Here is a 15,654-nt window from a genome sequence, read left to right as displayed (position 1 = left end):
CTTGGCAGGAACGGGCACGCTGTTGTCCGTTATCGTCCCCTTGGGGCTGGCGGGCTTTTGTATAGTCCTCAAGCCAACCTATCCCTCGGGATAATTGTCTGAACGCGTACGCTGGCCTAGGCTGCCCAGGCAGCGAAAACGCCCGTGCCCGCGCGAGGAAGCCATGATCCGAATAGGCAATGCCCAGGTGTCGCTGGAGCGGCGCGAAGTCTTTGTCGACGGCAAGCCGATCCTGCTGGGTGGGCGTGCGTTCGAGGTACTGGCCACTTTGATCAGGGCCAACGGCCGGGTCGTCGGCAAGGAAGAGCTGTTCAGCCAGGTGTGGGCCGGCACGGTGGTCGAGGACAATAACCTGCAGGTACAGGTGTCCTTGCTGCGCAAGGCCTTTGCTGACCGTGGGCTGATCCAGACCGTGCCGCGTCGGGGTTATCGCCTGGCCGCCGAAATCAGCCTCGAAGTGCCAGGCCAGGCGATGAGCAAGGCATTGCTGCGCAGCGTGGCCGAGACCGTCGAGCCGCTTGGTGAGCGCTTGGAGGTGCCGGTGCTGGTCGTGGATGACGACCCGTCGGTGCGCACTGCTCTGGGCCGCCTGTTGCGCTCGCAGGACATCCCGCATCACTTGTTTGCCAGTGCCGAGGCGCTGTTCGAAGCCTGCCTGGAAACGCCCTGTGCCTGCCTGCTGCTGGACATGCACCTGCCCGGCACCAGCGGCCTGGAGGTACAGGAGGCACTGCGCCGGCTGGCGTTGCCCTGGCCGATCGTGTTCATGACTGGTTTCGGCACCATCCCGATGACCGTCCAGGCCATGCGTGCCGGGGCGGTGGAATTCCTGACCAAGCCGTTCGAGGAAGACCAGTTGCTGACCCTGTTGCAGGCGGTGCGCAGCCGTGCCGTGACCGAGGGACGCAAGTGGCACCACGCGCGGCAGGTCGAGGAAAAGTACCAGCGCCTGACCCAGCGTGAACGCCAGGTGTTCTCGCTGGTGGTCGGCGGTTTGTCCCACAAGCAGATCGCCCGGCAGATCGGCACCAGCGAGGTGACCACCAAGGTGCACAAGAAGAACATCATGAACAAGATGCAGTCCCGCTCGCTCGTTGAGCTGGTGGCCATGCACAACGTCCTCGGAGCACGACCTGAGGGCCTGGGCGGCGCATGAGCAGAGGGGTGTGCATCGTCGACGACGATGCGTCGGTGCGTAAAAGCCTGGCCAACCTGCTGCGTTCGGCGGGCTTCGAGACCCTGACGTTTGCCGCGGGGGAAGCCTTCCTGGCATCGCCACTGGCGGGCGAGGCGGGGTGTGTGTTGCTGGACCTGAAGATGCCGGGCATGAGCGGGCTGGAGGTACAGCGTGAGCTGGCGCAGCGGAGCTGGCGTTTGCCGGTGATCTGCATGTCGGCGCACTGGGATGATGGCTCGGTGCAGGCGGCGATGGGGCAGGGGGCGCTGGCCTGCCTGGGCAAGCCGTTTTCTGAAGAGGTGTTGCTCAAGGCGGTAGAACAGGCACTCGCCGGTAGCCGGTGATGCGCGGGCTCCGCACCAATACGGCAGTCGACCCAGCACATCTGCACAATCAATTTACCTGGCGCTGCGCAATGCTCCCGGGCTGATCGACCAGAGAGCCAGAGTCATGCCTCGCCTGAAGCCTTTCCTTGATGCCCCATCGCCACGCCTGACCGACAGCGGCCTGTTGTTCCTGCGGGTCATGGCCGCCTTGCTGCTGCTGTTCATCCATGGCCTGCCCAAACTGTTGAATTGGAGCGCAGAGCTGCAGCGCATTGAGGACCCCTTCGGCCTGGGCGCATCGCTGACGTTGGGGCTGGCAGTATTTGCCGAAGTGGTCTGCCCACTGCTGCTGATGCTGGGGGTGGCCGCACGCCTGGCTTGCCTGCCGGTGCTGGCGGTATTGCTGATAGCGCTGGTGGTGGTGCACCCGGACTGGACGCTGGAGCAGGGGCAGTTCGCCTGGTTGCTGGTGACCCTTTATGGCGGGCTTGCCTTGACCGGGCCGGGAGCCTATTCGGTTGCCGGGCTTTGCTGCCGGAGCAAGGTTGCCTGACGGATGTTGTGGTCGCTTTGCGGCCTATCGCCGGCAAGCCCCACAGGTAAAGCGCAGCCCTGACAGGCTAACTGCTCCCCGGCCGGTACTGCAGGGCCTCGGCCAGGTGCGCCCGGCCAATTGCCTGGCTACCTTCCAGATCGGCCAGTGTTCGCGCCACCTTCAGCAAGCGGTGCGCCGCGCGCAACGACAGGGTCAGCCGTTCACACGCACTCTCCAGCCAGGCCTGGTCTGCCGCTGCCAGTCCGCAATTACGGCGCAGCCCCTCAAGGTCGAGAAACGCATTGGCGCATCCCTGCCGTCTTTGCTGGGCATCCCGTGCCTCGGCAACCTTGGCGGCGACGTCGGCACTGGTTTCACCGCAAGGCTGGTTGTTCAGCGTGGTGCTCTCGCGGGCCACGGTCAGGTGCAGGTCGATACGGTCCAGCAACGGCCCGGACAGCTTGTTGCGGTACCGCGCGATCTGCTCGGTGCTGCAGCGACAGCGCCCGGATGGATCGCCCAGGTAGCCGCAAGGGCACGGGTTCATTGCCGCCACTAACTGGAACCGGGCGGGGAAGCGCACCTTGTCGCGGGCCCGGGCAATCACGATCTCGCCGGATTCCAGGGGCTCGCGCAGCACTTCCAGTACCCGCCGTTCGAATTCCGGCAGCTCATCCAGAAACAGCACACCATGGTGGGCAAGGGTGATTTCGCCCGGCTGCGGTCGGCTGCCGCCACCGACCAGCGCCGGACCGGAGGCCGAGTGGTGCGGATGGCGAAAGGGCCGCTGCGGCCAACTGCTCAGCGGTGTATGGCCACTCACCGAGCGGATCGCAGCCACTTCCAGCGCCTCGTGCTCGTCCAGCGGCGGCAGCAGCCCCGGCAGGCGGCTGGCGAGCAAGGTCTTGCCAGTGCCGGGTGGCCCGGTGAACAACAGGTTATGCGCCCCGGCCGCCGCCAACAGCAATGCACGCTTGGCCGCCAGCTGGCCTTGCACCTCGCTGAGGTCCGGGTAGGGACGTTGTTGCAGTATCAGGCCGTTGGCGGCATAGGGCGGCAGTGGTACCTGGCCGTTCAGGTGGGCGACCAGTTCCAGCAGATGCCCCACCGCATACACCACCAGCCCGCCAGCCAGGCTGGCTTCCTCGGCATTTTCCCGCGGCACCACCAGCGCCCTGCCTGCATCGCGTGCTGCCAGCGCTGCGGGCAGCACGCCCTGAACCGGGCGCAGCTTGCCAGACAAAGCCAGTTCACCCAGGCATTCAAGTTCGGTTAGCGGCGCCGTTGGCACCTGGCCATCGGCGGCCAGGATGCCCAGGGCAATGGCCAGGTCGTAACGCCCGCCATCCTTGGGCAGGTCGGCGGGCGCAAGGTTCTGGGTGATGCGCCGCGGCGGGTAGTTCAGCCCGGAATTGACAATGGCGCTGCGCACCCGGTCCTTGCTTTCCTTGACCGTGGTTTCCGGCAGGCCGACCAGGGTGAGATGGGGCAAACCATTGGCCAGGTGAGTTTCGACGCTGACCGCTGGTGCCTGTACGCCCACTTGGGCGCGGCTATGGACGAGGGCTAGGGACATGGACGCTCCGTTGTCGCTGGAAAAGGCCGCTTCCTGCGGCTTTGCAAGCATAGCGGGCACCCTGCAGGCCAGCGCAGGAAGTGTGCTTCCGGGTTTTGCGAGGCAGGTTTTGTTGCGGACTTTGATGCGCTGCAGAGAATGGATCCAATTACTTTGCGCAAGTGCCAGGTATGGCTTAGTGTTGTTGGGCAACAGCGGTTGCCATGGGATGGCACCGCAGCTTCCTTCAAATGGACTTGAGGTGGTGCTCTCGTGCAAACGCTATCCCGTACGCGACAGGTAATCCGCGACCTGGTGCAGGCCAACGCATTCGTTGAACTCAACCGCTTTTTCGACACCCTCGAAGGGCAATGGCGGCAAGCCCCGCCCGGTGAATTTCCCCTCTACCTGGCAGCTGTCGAAGGGCATCTGCTGACCGACCTGGACTGCCAGGGTGACAGGGCCCTGAGCCAGGTGCTCAAGGCGTGGATCGACGCCTGCCCCAAGGCTTATCACCCCCAGGTGGTGATGGGCTTTCACTGCTTCCAGCGGGCTTGCCAGGTGCAGGAAAGTGGCAGGCACAACGCGGCGCGTGCGCTGGCCGTCGAGCAGATCTGCGAAACCGCGACCGCGCACCTGCTACGGGCCATGGGCCGCTCCACCCAGCCCGTGGCGGCAGCCATTGGCATGCTGCATGTCTGTGCCCGGTTTCGTGAGCCGGGCTGGCTGGCCGAACTGTTCCAAGGGCAGCCGGCGCGCTACCGGCCCAGCGCTCACGCTGATGTGGAAGTGCAAGAGGCCGTGGCCCCGATTCTGGTGAGGCACGGGTTGCAGCCGTTGGCCGAACTGCCGCAGGCATTGCCAGCATGCCTGGGCTGGCGAGCCGAGCGCGAAAGCCAGGACCCTCGCTATTACTGGTTGCGCCATGCCCTGGCTGCGCGCCCCGGTTGCTTCGAGGCGGTTCAGGCCTTGGCTATTTACCTGCAGCCTCGACCGGGTACCAGCCCGGATGCGATCGAGTTGCTGGCCAATGGTCCGCTGTGCGAAGCGTGGGACGAGACCATGCGTAATGCGCTGCGCTGGATGCCTGTCGAAGAGCGGCTGACGCTGCCCCATGCTGACCAATTGCAAGCCATTGCCGAGTGGCAGCAGCTGTTCGAAGCCTGGTCGCAGCGCCCGCTGAGGCCCAGGGAGCGTGCCGTCCTGCTGGGCTGGCGCGGGGCGTTGTACAGCCGGGTGCTGCAAGACCCTTCTGGCGGCATGCGTGACATCGCCGCGAGCCTGGCGTGCCAGGCTGATCTTGCGGCCATTCCGGCCATGGGAGCCCCTTTTCGCTGTCTGGTCGAACTCATACTGCTGAACGGCATGACCGATGAAAAGCAGCTGTTACGCAGTGCCATCGAGCAGCTGTGCGAGGGCCGCTCGCATGCAGCGGCCTGCGCATTGCGTGCCGCCGGGCACCGCTTCGGCCTGTGGGGCTTGCCACGTTCCGACGAACAGGCCAAAGCCTGGGTACAGATTGCGGTAAAGCGCCAGCGTGCGGGCCGGGCGCCGGGTTTCGGAGTGCTCGACGCGGCACGACTGCTGTGGTCAGGTAACCGGCATGAAGTGGCCTGCTATCTGTACGAGCGTTTTGCCGAGCTGAACCTGCCGGGGGCAGCCCTTGCACTGTACGGCTTGTATCACGGCGAGCTGGGCGACACCCCTGAGCAATACCTGGATGACGAGGCGGCCCGGCACTGGCTGCAGCGCGCCGTGGAGGCGGGCAGCCGGCACGCCAAGTACGAACTGGCCCGTCTGCGCATGGAGGGCGATGAAGACCTCAACGATCGCGATGCCATGCTGGCGGTCCGGCATTTGCTGGACGACGCGCTGGGCAACGCGCAGACCAATGCACAAGCGCGCTTGCACCTGGGGATCTTGTTACGTCAGTTTGGCGAGCCGCAGGAGCGGGCCGAGGCGGTCGCCTACCTGCTGAGCCTGGTCGAGCACCCCGACCCATGGATTGCCGGGCGCGCCAGCGCCGAGCTGGGGCTGGCCTGGATGCAGGGGCGCGGCACCCGTAAACAAAGCCGTTTTGCCGCCATCGAATGGGTGAACCGGGCCGCCACCTTGCAGCCGGGGGATTCGGCCATCGGCGAAATCCAGGCCGAGATCCTCAATTCACGCAACCGGGTGAAGACCTTGTTCACCCAGTGCGGTGCGGCCTTGTTCCGCGGCACCCTGCACGCCAGCGAGCTGCCGCCCGTGTGAACGGTGCAGCCTGGTGGGGTTCAGGCGCGCACGTAGACCCAGGCAGTCAGGCCCGAGGCGAGGGTGACGGCGATGCGCTTGTAGTCAGCGACTTCATAGCGGTCGGCAGCCGCCAGCTCTTCTTCGCTGATCTGGAAGACCATGCCGGCGACGCTGTCGTCGGCCTGGCTGCTGGGGGACACGATGGGGTGGTGGGACTTGCCGCTGGTCGCCAGCACGGCCGGGTCGGTAATTTCGACCCAGTCCTGCCGGTAGCCAGGCATCCGGTCGGCCTGGCCAGTCAGCTCGCGGCCGAAATTGGCCAGTTGCACGGCCTTGTCCTGCAAGGTGCCGTAGGAGAACAGCAGTACCGGGTATGCGCTGGAGGGCTGCATTCACTTGTCCTGTGGGGTCGGGTTCAGCCGTGCTTCCAGCTCGGCTACTTGTTGTTCCAGGGCTTCGAGGCGGGCACGGGTGCGCGCCAACACGACCATCTGGCTGTCGAATTCATCGCGGCTGACCAGGTCCAGCTTGCTGAAGGCACCTTGCATCAGCACCTTGAACTGGCTTTCCAGTTCGGCACGGGGCTGGGCGGTATCGCTGCTGAACAGGCGCGAGGCCTGGTCGCTCAGGGCGTCGAGGAGGGCTTTGGGCGCGAGCATGGTTCGGCTGTCCACTGATACTGGGAAATGGCCGGCAGTGTAGCACGCACAAACCGGGCCTTTGAGTGAACGTTGGCCAGTGCTGCAGGAACGCGCAGTTGCACATTTTTCGAGCAAGGCGGCGAACCGCTACGCACCGAATTTGTGCATGTTTCCGGTGCTGGCGACTGGCCAATCCCCAGTTGTTCGCATAAGCCGCTGTTTTCTCGTGGCTTGGTAGAACTGGCAAGGTTTCTGCAAAGACCACTACGAGCCATGCACTGATGCGGTTCTTTGTGACCAGGCAGTGCGCATGCGGAGCCGGATGCCGACGACGCGTTACAAAGCCAACTGCTGCGCTTAGACTTGAGACGGGTTTGTTTTCCTGGGGCAAGTCCACCAAATCGGGAGAGAGTTTCATGAAGCTAGTCACAGCCATCATCAAGCCGTTCAAGCTGGACGACGTGCGCGAGTCGTTGTCGGAAATCGGCGTGCAGGGCATCACCGTCACCGAAGTCAAAGGCTTCGGTCGGCAGAAAGGCCACACCGAGCTGTATCGCGGTGCTGAATATGTGGTCGATTTCCTGCCCAAGGTGAAGATCGATGTCGCCATCGATGACAAGGACCTTGATCGGGTAATCGAAGCCATCACCAAGGCAGCCAACACCGGCAAGATCGGTGACGGCAAGATTTTCGTGGTGAATCTGGAGCAGGCGATCCGAATCCGTACCGGCGAAACCGATACCGACGCGATCTAAGCAGCAAAAAAAAGCCTCACCAAACCCAACGCCCCAGGAGAAAACAACATGACTCTGCGTAAGATCGCAGGGCTAGGAGCCCTATTGTCCCTCGTAATGCCCGGGCTTGCCCTGGCAGAGGAAGCTGCCCCAGCGCTGAACTCCGGCGACACCGCCTGGATGCTGACCGCAACGGCGCTGGTGCTGTTCATGACCATTCCAGGCCTGGCCTTGTTCTATGGCGGCATGGTGCGTTCCAAGAACGTGCTGTCGGTGATGATGCAGTGCTTTGCCATCACTGGCCTGATGAGCATTCTATGGGTCATCTACGGCTACAGCATGGCCTTCGATACCAGCGGTATGGAAAAGGGCGTGCTCAACTTCAACTCCTTCGTCGGTGGCTTCTCCAAGGCCTTCCTCAGCGGCGTCACGCCCGGGAACCTGACCTCGGCCACCGCGCTGTTCCCCGAGGCGGTGTTCATCACCTTCCAGATGACCTTCGCCATCATCACCCCGGCGCTGATCGTCGGTGCCTTCGCCGAGCGCATGAAGTTCTCCGCGATGCTGGTGTTCATGGGTATCTGGTTCACCCTGGTCTACGCGCCGATCGCCCACATGGTCTGGAGCGGTGACGGTGCCCTGATGTGGGACTGGGGCGTACTGGACTTCGCGGGCGGCACCGTGGTGCACATCAACGCCGGTGTCGCTGGCCTGGTCTGCTGCCTGGTGCTGGGCAAGCGCAAGGGCTACCCGACCACCCCGATGGCCCCGCACAACCTGGGCTACACCCTGGTGGGCGCGGCCATGCTGTGGGTCGGCTGGTTCGGCTTCAACGCAGGCTCGGCCGCTGCCGCCAACGGTACCGCCGGCATGGCCATGCTGGTGACCCAGATCGCGACTGCCGCTGCCGCACTGAGCTGGATGTTCGCCGAGTGGGTTGGCCACGGCAAACCGAGCGCCCTGGGTATCGCTTCGGGCGTGGTCGCCGGCCTGGTCGCGATTACCCCGGCTGCCGGTACCGTGGGCCCGATGGGCGCCTTGGTGATCGGCCTGGCCGCAGGTGTGATCTGCTACTTCTGCGCCACCAGCCTGAAACGCAAGCTGGGCTATGACGACTCGCTGGATGCCTTCGGCGTACACGGCATCGGCGGTATCGTCGGCGCCATCCTCACCGGCGTGTTCGCGGCCCCGGCACTGGGTGGCTTCGGTACCGTGACCGACATCGGCATGCAGGTCTGGATCCAGGCCAAAGGCGTGATCCTGACCGTGTTGTACACCGCCATCGTCACCTACGTGATCCTCAAGGTGCTGGATGTGGTGATGGGCCTGCGGGTCAACGAAGAAGAAGAGTCGGTCGGCCTCGACCTGGCTCAGCACAACGAACGCGGCTACAACCTGTAACCGCGGCGCGGTAAAAAACTTGCCCGGCTTGCCGGGCATTTTTTTTGCCAGATTTTTAGCATTTCGCGTACGGCAAACGGTTTATTCGCTACGTTTGCGACGTGGGCATAAAACTTACAAAACGTAGAGCGTTCAGGGTGCTTTGCTTTTTCTTCTGGCGCGCTAGAATGCGCGCCGAAGGGTGTTTGACAGTTGTCCGCACGCTTCGCCAGCCTTTGCTAGGCTTGCCAATAGCGAGTGGCCAGCAGGGGCTTATGGATTTGTCAGGTCCTGCCAGGAGCAGGGTCTGCTGGGTACCGCCTCCCATCAGGAGCGCCGACCCTAGGGCAGTGGCCTTACCACGGCCAGTTGAATTTTCACTGGTGGCTGCCGGTCTACGGCTGCACTGGTCTATAACTAACCTGCTTTTCGCAAGTCATGAGGTAGAACATGAGCGACGACGATCTGGAAAATGATGACCTCGAAGTAGGCGACGAAGACGAGGCTGATGATGGCCTCGAAGCTGCGGCTGATGATGTCGCCGAAGATGCCGGCGATGATGACAGCAGCCCGGCACCCACTGCCAAGGGCAAATCCAAGGCGGCCGTCTCGGTAGACGAGATGCCGAGCATGGAAGCCAAGCAGAAGGAACGTGATGCCCTGGCCAAGGCCATGGAAGAGTTCCTCGCTCGCGGTGGCAAGGTTCAGGAGGTCGAGGCCAACGTGGTCGCCGACCCACCCAAGAAGCCGGACAACAAGTACGGCAGCCGCCCTATCTGAGTGGCTGATCGTCAAGAAGCCCGCCGTCGCTGCGGGCTTTTTTGTGCCAGTTCTACAGCCTGTTCTTTGGCCCCTGTAGGAGCGGCCTTGTGTCGCGATAGGGCCGCAAGGCCGCCCCCGCCAATTCATGTTGCGAAGCTGAAACCTCGGGGGCGCTGCGCACCCCTTTCGCGACACAAGGCCGCTTCTACAGGGGTTCGCGAGGGGCCGGAGGGGAGTCTGTCAGCGCCAGCGCGCGAGCACGTCGGGTAGCTGCGACAGGCGCTGGATCTCGGCATCGGGCGCCTGCTCGCCGATCCAGGCCTTGCCCTGCGGGTTGAACCACACCGCCCGCAGCCCGGCGCGCTGGGCGCCGGTGATGTCGTCGCCGGGGTGGTCGCCAATGTGCACGGCGGCACTGGCTTCCACTTCACCGCGGCGCAGCGCCTCCAGGAACGGCGCCGGGTCGGGCTTGCCGATGCCGAGGTCTTCGGCACACAGGGCAAAGCGGAAGTAATCCGCCAACCCCAGCCGGCTCACGTCGGCGTTGCCGTTGGTAACCACACCCAGGGTGTAGTGGTGACGCAGGATCTCCAGCACCGGCTGTACTTCCGGGAAGATCTCGACCTGGTGGCGGGCATGCAGGAACACTTCGAAGCCTTCGTTGGCCAGCGCCTGCGCCTGCTTCTCGCTGTAGCCGACCTCTTCCAGTGCATGGAACAGCACCCGGCGGCGCAGGGCGCTGATACGGTGCTTGAGGCCAGGCTCGGCCTGCACCAGGCGCTCGCGGATGGCGAACAGGTGTTCCACCGGCACGCCACCGAGGATCGGGGCATTGGCTTCGAGCCAGTCGCGCAGCACCACTTCTGCGCTGGCAATCACCGGCGCGGTGTCCCACAGGGTATCGTCGAGGTCGAAGGTGATCAGCTTGATGCTCATGAGTCTGTGCCTTTGCTGCGTTTGGCCCGAGGGTGGGCGCTGTCGTACACCGCGGCCAGGTGCTGGAAGTCCAGGTGGGTGTAGATCTGTGTGGTGCCGATGTCGGCATGGCCGAGCATCTCCTGCACCGCGCGCAGGTCCTGGGACGATTCCAGCACATGGCTGGCGAAGGAATGGCGAAGCATGTGCGGGTGCAGGTGCTGGCCCAGCTCGCGCTCGCCAGCCGCCTTCACCCGCTGCTGGACTGCCCTTGGGCTGATGCGGTTGCCCTGGCGGGTAATGAACACCGCGCGGTCGCGCGGGTTGCCGATGCCTCGCAGGCGGTACCAGGCCTGCAGCGCTTCGCGGGCCTTGCGACCTACTGGCAATACGCGCGTCTTGCTGCCCTTGCCCAGCACCTGCACCAGGCCGGCGGCGAGGTCGAGGTGATCGAGGTCGAGGTTGGTCAGCTCGGACAGGCGCAGGCCCGACGAATAGAACAGTTCGAGCATGGCCTGGTCGCGGCGAGCGATGAAATCGTCGTCGACGCCACCATCCAGCAGCTGCTGTGCGCGGTCGGTGTCCAGGACCTTGGGCAACCGGCGTTCACCCTTGGGCGGGCTCAGGCCGCTGGCCGGGTCGTGCTGGCACAAGCCCTCGCGGTTGAGATAGCGGTACAGGCCGCGTACTGCCGACAGCAGCCGCGCCAGGCTGCGCGAGGACTGGCCATGATGGTGCTGGCGGGCGATCAGCTGGCGCAGTTGCTGGATCTGCAGCGCCGGCCAGCCGGCAATGCCATGTTCCTTGCAGTAGGCAACGACCTTGTCGAGGTCGCGACGGTAGCCCAGCAGGGTATGCTCGGACACCTGGCGCTCGTTGCGCAGGTGTGCGCAATAAGCCTCCAGCTGGCGTTCCATCAGCGTACCGGGCGCAGCGGCTGGGTTACGCGCGGCACAACGCGGCCAAGCACTTCGGCGATATAGCCGAGGAACAGGGTGCCGACGCTGCTCTTGTAGTGTTGCGGGTCGCGGCTGCCGATTGCCAATACCCCGTGCAGGCCTTGATATTCCAAGGCGGCGACGGCGCTGGAGCCCACTTCCCGGCGCTGTTCTTCACCAAACAGGAAGGCCAGCTCATGCTCGCGCAGGTTACCGCTGACGGTCTTGCCGCCGCCCAGCAGGGCACCGATGGCCTGCTGCGCTTCGGCATTGCTGACCCAGCGCCCGACCGGTGCAACGTTATCGCCGAACAGGATCAGGCTGACGAAGGGCACCTGGAACTCCTGGCGCAGGCTGTCTTCGACCGCCATTACCACTTCCTCCAGGCTGCCGGCATCGAGCAGGTCGAGGATCAACCGACGGGTCTTGTCGAACAGCCGGTCGTTGTCACGGGCCACGTCCATCAACTGCGACAGGCGGTGGCGCATTTCGATGTTGCGATCGCGCAGCAGCTTGAGCTGGCGTTCCACCAGCGACACGCTGTCGCCGCGTTGGTGCGGGATGCGCTGCTCGAGCAGCAATTCATCGTGCTCGGCGAAGAAGGTGGGGTGTGCGCGCAGGTACGCGACAACCGCATCGGCATCGAGCTCGGCGGACTGCTTGGGTACAACCTGGGGCTGATCGGTCATGGCGGTTACTCGTTTAGAGACGAACCTGTCCTTCGTAGACGCGTACGGCCGGGCCAGTCATCAGCACCGGTTTGCCGGGGCCGGCCCATTCGATGTGCAGGCGGCCACCGGGCAGGTCGAGGGACACCGGGGAATCCATCCAGCCCTGGCTGATCGCTGCCACTGCGGCGGCGCAGGCGCCGGTGCCGCAGGCCTGGGTTTCGCCCGCACCGCGTTCCCACACGCGCAGGTTGGCGCGGTGACGGTCGATGACCTGGAGGAAGCCGGCATTCACCCGCTGCGGGAAGCGTGGGTGGTTTTCGATTTTCGGCCCCAACTGGTGCACTGGCGCGCTACGCACGTCGTCGACCCGCAGCACGGCATGCGGGTTACCCATGGACAGTGCGGCAATCGGATATACCTGGCCGTCGACCTCCAGTGGATAGCTCAGCGCCTGCTCAGCGGCGACGAAGGGAATGTCCGCAGGGGTGAAGCGTGGCGGGCCCATGTTGACGCTGACCTGGCCGTCGTTCTGCACGTCCAGTTCGATGATGCCGCTCTTTGTTTCCACGCGGATGCGCTTTTTCGCGGTCAGGCGCTTGTCCAGCACGAAACGGGCGAAGCAGCGCGCACCGTTGCCGCACTGCTCGACCTCCGAGCCGTCGGCGTTGAAGATGCGGTAGCGGAAGTCCACTTCCGGGTTGTTCGGTGCCTCGACGATCAGCAACTGGTCGAAGCCGATGCCGGTGTGGCGGTCGCCCCACTGTTTGGCGTGCTTGGGCTGGATGTGCGCGTGCTGGCTGACCAGGTCGAGGACCATGAAGTCATTGCCCAGCCCATGCATCTTGGTAAAACGCAGCAGCATGGGCTTACTCCGGCAGCAGGCTTTCGCCAGCGTACAATTCGGCGATGGTCTCGCGGCGGCGTACTTCGAAGGCCTGGTCGCCGTCGACCAGGATTTCAGCGCAACGGCCACGGGTGTTGTAGTTGGAGCTCATGACAAAACCATAGGCGCCCGCGGACTGAACGGCCAGCAGGTCACCTTCGGCCAGGTTCAGCACGCGGTCCTTGGCGAGGAAGTCACCGGTCTCGCAGATCGGCCCGACCAAGTCGTAGGCACGGCCTTGGCCTGCCCGCGGGGTGACCGCGCTGACACCCATCCAGGCCTGGTACAGGGCCGGGCGGATCAGGTCGTTCATCGCCGCATCGACGATGGCGAAGTCCTTGTGTTCGGTGTGCTTGAGGTATTCCACACGGGTCAGCAGAACGCCGGCATTGGCCACGATGTAGCGACCCGGCTCGAACACCAGGGCCAGGTCGCGGTCGCCGATGCGCTGGCGGATGGCCTTGATGTAGTCGGCCACCAGTGGCGGCTGTTCATCGCGATAGCGCACACCGACACCGCCGCCCAGGTCCAGGTGGCGCAGGTGGATGCCACATTCGGCCAGGCGGTCGACCAGTACCAGCAGGCGGTCGAGGGCGTCAAGGAAAGGCTCGACGCTGGTCAGCTGCGAACCGATGTGGCAGTCGACCCCGACCACTTCCAGGTTCGGCAGCTGCGCGGCGCGCACGTAGATGGCCTCGGCGTCGGCGATGGCGATGCCGAACTTGTTTTCCTTGAGGCCGGTGGAGATGTACGGGTGGGTGCCAGCGTCGACGTCCGGGTTGACCCGCAGCGAGACCGGGGCAACCTTGCCCATCTCGGCGGCGACCACTTGCAGGCGTTCCAGCTCGTCGGTGGACTCGACGTTGAAGCAGTGCACGCCGACTTCCAGGGCACGGCGCATGTCCTCGCGGGTTTTGCCAACACCGGAGAACACCACGCGGTCGGCGCGGCCGCCAGCGGCCAATACGCGCTCCAGCTCACCGCCGGAGACGATATCGAAACCGGCGCCCAGGCGTGCCAGTACGTTCAGCACGCCCAGGTTGGAGTTGGCCTTGACCGCGAAGCACACCAGGTGCTCGGTGCCTTGCAGGGCGTCGGTGTAGCTGCGGTACTGGGCTTCGATGTGGGCGCGCGAATACACGTAGGTGGGGGTGCCGTAACGTTCGGCGATGGCCGACAGGCCTACGCCCTCCGCGAACAGCTCGCCGCCGCGGTAGTTGAAAGCGTTCATCTGGTTTCCTTACTGCGCTGGCGACTGCTCGGGCTCGGGCTCGGGCTGCAGCTCGGGTTGCTGCTCTTCCTGCGTCGGGGCCGGCTTGGCTTTTGGCTGGTGCTGGTGCGACTTGTGCGCTTTGCCGTTATCGCCGTCTTCAGGCAGGTACAGTGGGCCCTTCTGACCGCAGGCCGAAACGAGGCAGGCAACAGCGACCAGCGCCGCGAGGGAGGAAATCAGGCGCTTCATGGGTGAAATCCTTAGAAATATGCAGTATTGCGCCCGAGTATACCGAGCGACCGACGGCTTGCCTATGCAAGGGCAGGCCCGCCGGGCGGGCTATTCCTGGCGCCTGCCACGGCCCTTTCCCAAAGCCACGGGCACTGCGCTGGGTTCGAGTTCGTGCCGGTGCAGGCACGGCTAAAACTTTGCATTCGGCGGCAAGCGCCCGTATCTTGCCCGGCATGCCAGTAACGCAGCCAATTTCGAGGTTCCTGCAATGAGTTTGAGTGAAGCGCGTTTCCATGACCTGGTCGACACTACCCAACAGGCCCTGGAAGACCTGTTCGACGAGAGTGGCCTGGACCTGGACATGGAGAACTCCGCTGGCGTCCTGACCATCAAGTTCGACAACGGCAGCACGCTGATCTTCAGCCGCCAGGAGCCGCTGCGCCAGCTGTGGCTGGCCGACCGTTCCGGCGGTTTCCACTTCGACTACGACGAAGAAAGCGGCAAGTGGGTGTGCGAGAAGAGCGAGGAACTGCTGGGCGAAATGCTCGAGCGCATCGTCTGGGAACGGGCCGGCGAAAAGCTGGATTTCGACGAGATCTGATATGAGCGACACCCAGGCCCGGCCGCCCAAGCCGCTCTACAGCAATGTCAGCCCCGCCGTGCCGTCGCCGTGCATCAGCGTGTGTCGGTTGGACGAGCAGCGTATTTGCACGGGTTGCCACCGGCATGTCGAGCACATTCGCGAATGGCGTTCAGCCGATGACCAGCGGCGCCGGCAGATCTGCCGCGAAGCCCAGGCCCTGCGCGACCAGGCTAAGGCACACTGATCGCAGGGGCTTGAGTATTTGCCCGGCTGTGGTAGTGTCGGGTTCTGCGTCGCTGACGCAACGCCATTACAAACCCCGCCCTTGGGCGGGGTTTTGCTTTATCTGCACGATGAAAACCGCCTGTTCAAAGGAGTCTGACTGGATCATGAGCACCAAGCCTTCCCTCATCCTCACCCGATTGGACGTACAACGTCTGGAGCGTCTGATCGACAGCCTCGACGAGAATACGCCGGGTGTGCTTGCTTTGATGGGCGAGCTGGACCGCGCCGAACAGGTGGTCGGTCATGAGGAAGTGCCAGCTGGGGTGGTGACCATGAATTCGCGCGTGCACTGCCGCGAGGAAGCCAGTGGCAAGGACTACCACCTGACCCTGGTGTACCCCAAGGATGCAGGGCCTGAAGGCAGGGTCTCGGTCCTGGCGCCGGTTGGTTGCGCCTTGCTGGGATTGTCGGTGGGCGAGCAGATCGACTGGCCTGCACCGGGCGGCAAGACCCTCAAGCTGAAGCTGCTGGAGGTCGAGTACCAGCCGGAAGCGGCGGGCGATTTCGACCTGTAAGGCCCGGGGGCTTCCATCCGCCCATGGCGGGCTGGGTGGGGGCGGGTGAGCCCGCTCCCACAGCTACCGCAATGG

The 15,654-nt window shown here is 64.3% G+C and carries 18 protein-coding genes and 1 pseudogene; 10 read left to right on the top strand and 9 right to left on the bottom strand.

The window, feature by feature from the left end; genetic code table 11:
• Window positions 1-163 precede the first annotated feature (163 nt).
• The 3 genes from HG549_RS25045 to HG549_RS25035 all read left to right on the top strand — a co-directional run bounded on the left by HG549_RS25045 (window position 164) and on the right by HG549_RS25035 (window position 2,056).
• Window positions 164-1,156 carry a response regulator gene (locus HG549_RS25045; RefSeq protein ID WP_170033719.1) on the top strand — a complete coding sequence of 331 codons (993 nt, stop codon included), beginning with the start codon at window positions 164-166 and terminating at the stop codon, window positions 1,154-1,156.
• Window positions 1,153-1,521 (top strand): response regulator transcription factor, encoded by a 369-nt coding sequence (locus tag HG549_RS25040; RefSeq protein ID WP_170033717.1) that lies wholly within the window; start codon window positions 1,153-1,155, stop codon window positions 1,519-1,521. The genes HG549_RS25045 and HG549_RS25040 overlap by 4 nt, the downstream gene beginning before the upstream one ends.
• 106 nt (window positions 1,522-1,627) lie before the next feature.
• On the top strand, window positions 1,628-2,056 hold the full coding sequence (locus HG549_RS25035) for a DoxX family protein (RefSeq protein WP_170033715.1): 429 nt from the start codon (window positions 1,628-1,630) through the stop codon (window positions 2,054-2,056).
• Between the two features lie 67 nt (window positions 2,057-2,123).
• Here HG549_RS25035 and HG549_RS25030 read toward each other — a convergent pair whose 3' ends face one another.
• Complete coding sequence (locus HG549_RS25030; RefSeq protein WP_170033713.1) at window positions 2,124-3,614, bottom strand: YifB family Mg chelatase-like AAA ATPase; 1,491 nt, start codon at window positions 3,612-3,614, stop codon at window positions 2,124-2,126.
• A gap of 252 nt (window positions 3,615-3,866) precedes the next feature.
• Between HG549_RS25030 and HG549_RS25025 the strand changes: the two are divergent.
• Window positions 3,867-5,913: pseudogene (locus HG549_RS25025) on the top strand (DUF4034 domain-containing protein).
• On the opposite strand, the gene HG549_RS25020 reads toward HG549_RS25025, so the two are convergent.
• Window positions 5,867-6,220, bottom strand: a complete 354-nt coding sequence (locus tag HG549_RS25020) for a gamma-glutamylcyclotransferase family protein (protein WP_170033709.1) — start codon at window positions 6,218-6,220, stop codon at window positions 5,867-5,869. The pseudogene HG549_RS25025 and the gene HG549_RS25020 overlap by 47 nt on opposite strands.
• On the bottom strand, window positions 6,221-6,487 hold the full coding sequence (locus tag HG549_RS25015) for an accessory factor UbiK family protein (RefSeq protein ID WP_170033707.1): 267 nt from the start codon (window positions 6,485-6,487) through the stop codon (window positions 6,221-6,223).
• A gap of 398 nt (window positions 6,488-6,885) precedes the next feature.
• On the opposite strand from HG549_RS25015, the gene glnK reads away from it, so the two are divergent.
• From glnK to sutA, 3 genes are all read left to right on the top strand, one after another.
• Window positions 6,886-7,224 (top strand): P-II family nitrogen regulator, encoded by a 339-nt coding sequence (gene glnK / locus HG549_RS25010; protein ID WP_002555808.1) that lies wholly within the window; start codon window positions 6,886-6,888, stop codon window positions 7,222-7,224.
• Between the two features lie 48 nt (window positions 7,225-7,272).
• Window positions 7,273-8,604: an ammonium transporter gene (locus HG549_RS25005; protein WP_170033705.1), complete on the top strand. Its 1,332-nt coding sequence runs from the start codon at window positions 7,273-7,275 to the stop codon at window positions 8,602-8,604.
• A gap of 429 nt (window positions 8,605-9,033) precedes the next feature.
• Window positions 9,034-9,363, top strand: a complete 330-nt coding sequence (gene sutA, locus HG549_RS25000; RefSeq protein ID WP_170033703.1) for a transcriptional regulator SutA — start codon at window positions 9,034-9,036, stop codon at window positions 9,361-9,363.
• A 222-nt stretch (window positions 9,364-9,585) separates the two neighbouring features.
• Here the strand turns inward: sutA and HG549_RS24995 are convergent, their stop codons facing one another.
• The 6 genes from HG549_RS24995 to HG549_RS24970 are packed head-to-tail and all read right to left on the bottom strand — an operon-like array spanning window position 9,586 to window position 14,214.
• On the bottom strand, window positions 9,586-10,281 hold the full coding sequence (locus HG549_RS24995) for an HAD family hydrolase (protein ID WP_170033701.1): 696 nt from the start codon (window positions 10,279-10,281) through the stop codon (window positions 9,586-9,588).
• The gene (gene xerC, locus HG549_RS24990) at window positions 10,278-11,177 is read right to left on the bottom strand and encodes a tyrosine recombinase XerC (RefSeq protein ID WP_170033699.1); all 900 of its coding nucleotides are present in this window, start codon (window positions 11,175-11,177) and stop codon (window positions 10,278-10,280) included. The genes HG549_RS24995 and xerC overlap by 4 nt, the downstream gene beginning before the upstream one ends.
• Entirely contained in the window at window positions 11,177-11,887 is a 711-nt protein-coding gene (locus HG549_RS24985) for a DUF484 family protein (protein WP_170033697.1), read from the bottom strand. Before HG549_RS24985 ends, xerC begins: the two co-directional genes overlap by 1 nt.
• 13 nt (window positions 11,888-11,900) lie before the next feature.
• Complete coding sequence (gene dapF / locus HG549_RS24980) at window positions 11,901-12,731, bottom strand: diaminopimelate epimerase (protein ID WP_170033695.1); 831 nt, start codon at window positions 12,729-12,731, stop codon at window positions 11,901-11,903.
• A gap of 4 nt (window positions 12,732-12,735) precedes the next feature.
• Complete coding sequence (gene lysA / locus HG549_RS24975) at window positions 12,736-13,983, bottom strand: diaminopimelate decarboxylase (RefSeq protein ID WP_170033693.1); 1,248 nt, start codon at window positions 13,981-13,983, stop codon at window positions 12,736-12,738.
• A gap of 9 nt (window positions 13,984-13,992) precedes the next feature.
• Complete coding sequence (locus HG549_RS24970; protein ID WP_170033691.1) at window positions 13,993-14,214, bottom strand: lipoprotein; 222 nt, start codon at window positions 14,212-14,214, stop codon at window positions 13,993-13,995.
• 250 nt (window positions 14,215-14,464) lie between these two features.
• Between HG549_RS24970 and cyaY the strand changes: the two genes are divergently transcribed.
• From cyaY to rnk, 3 genes are all read left to right on the top strand, one after another.
• Window positions 14,465-14,797, top strand: coding sequence for an iron donor protein CyaY (cyaY, locus tag HG549_RS24965; protein WP_170033689.1), 333 nt, complete (start codon window positions 14,465-14,467; stop codon window positions 14,795-14,797).
• Between the two features lies 1 nt (window position 14,798).
• Complete coding sequence (locus tag HG549_RS24960) at window positions 14,799-15,023, top strand: DUF1289 domain-containing protein (protein WP_170033687.1); 225 nt, start codon at window positions 14,799-14,801, stop codon at window positions 15,021-15,023.
• 145 nt (window positions 15,024-15,168) lie between these two features.
• Complete coding sequence (gene rnk / locus HG549_RS24955; RefSeq protein WP_170033685.1) at window positions 15,169-15,579, top strand: nucleoside diphosphate kinase regulator; 411 nt, start codon at window positions 15,169-15,171, stop codon at window positions 15,577-15,579.
• The last annotated feature ends 75 nt before the right edge of the window (window positions 15,580-15,654 follow it).

The sequence above is a fragment of the Pseudomonas sp. SK genome (genome assembly GCF_012975065.1).
Taxonomy (GTDB): Bacteria; Pseudomonadota; Gammaproteobacteria; order Pseudomonadales; family Pseudomonadaceae; genus Aquipseudomonas; species Aquipseudomonas anuradhapurensis.
This window is presented reverse-complemented; position numbering and strand designations above follow the sequence as displayed.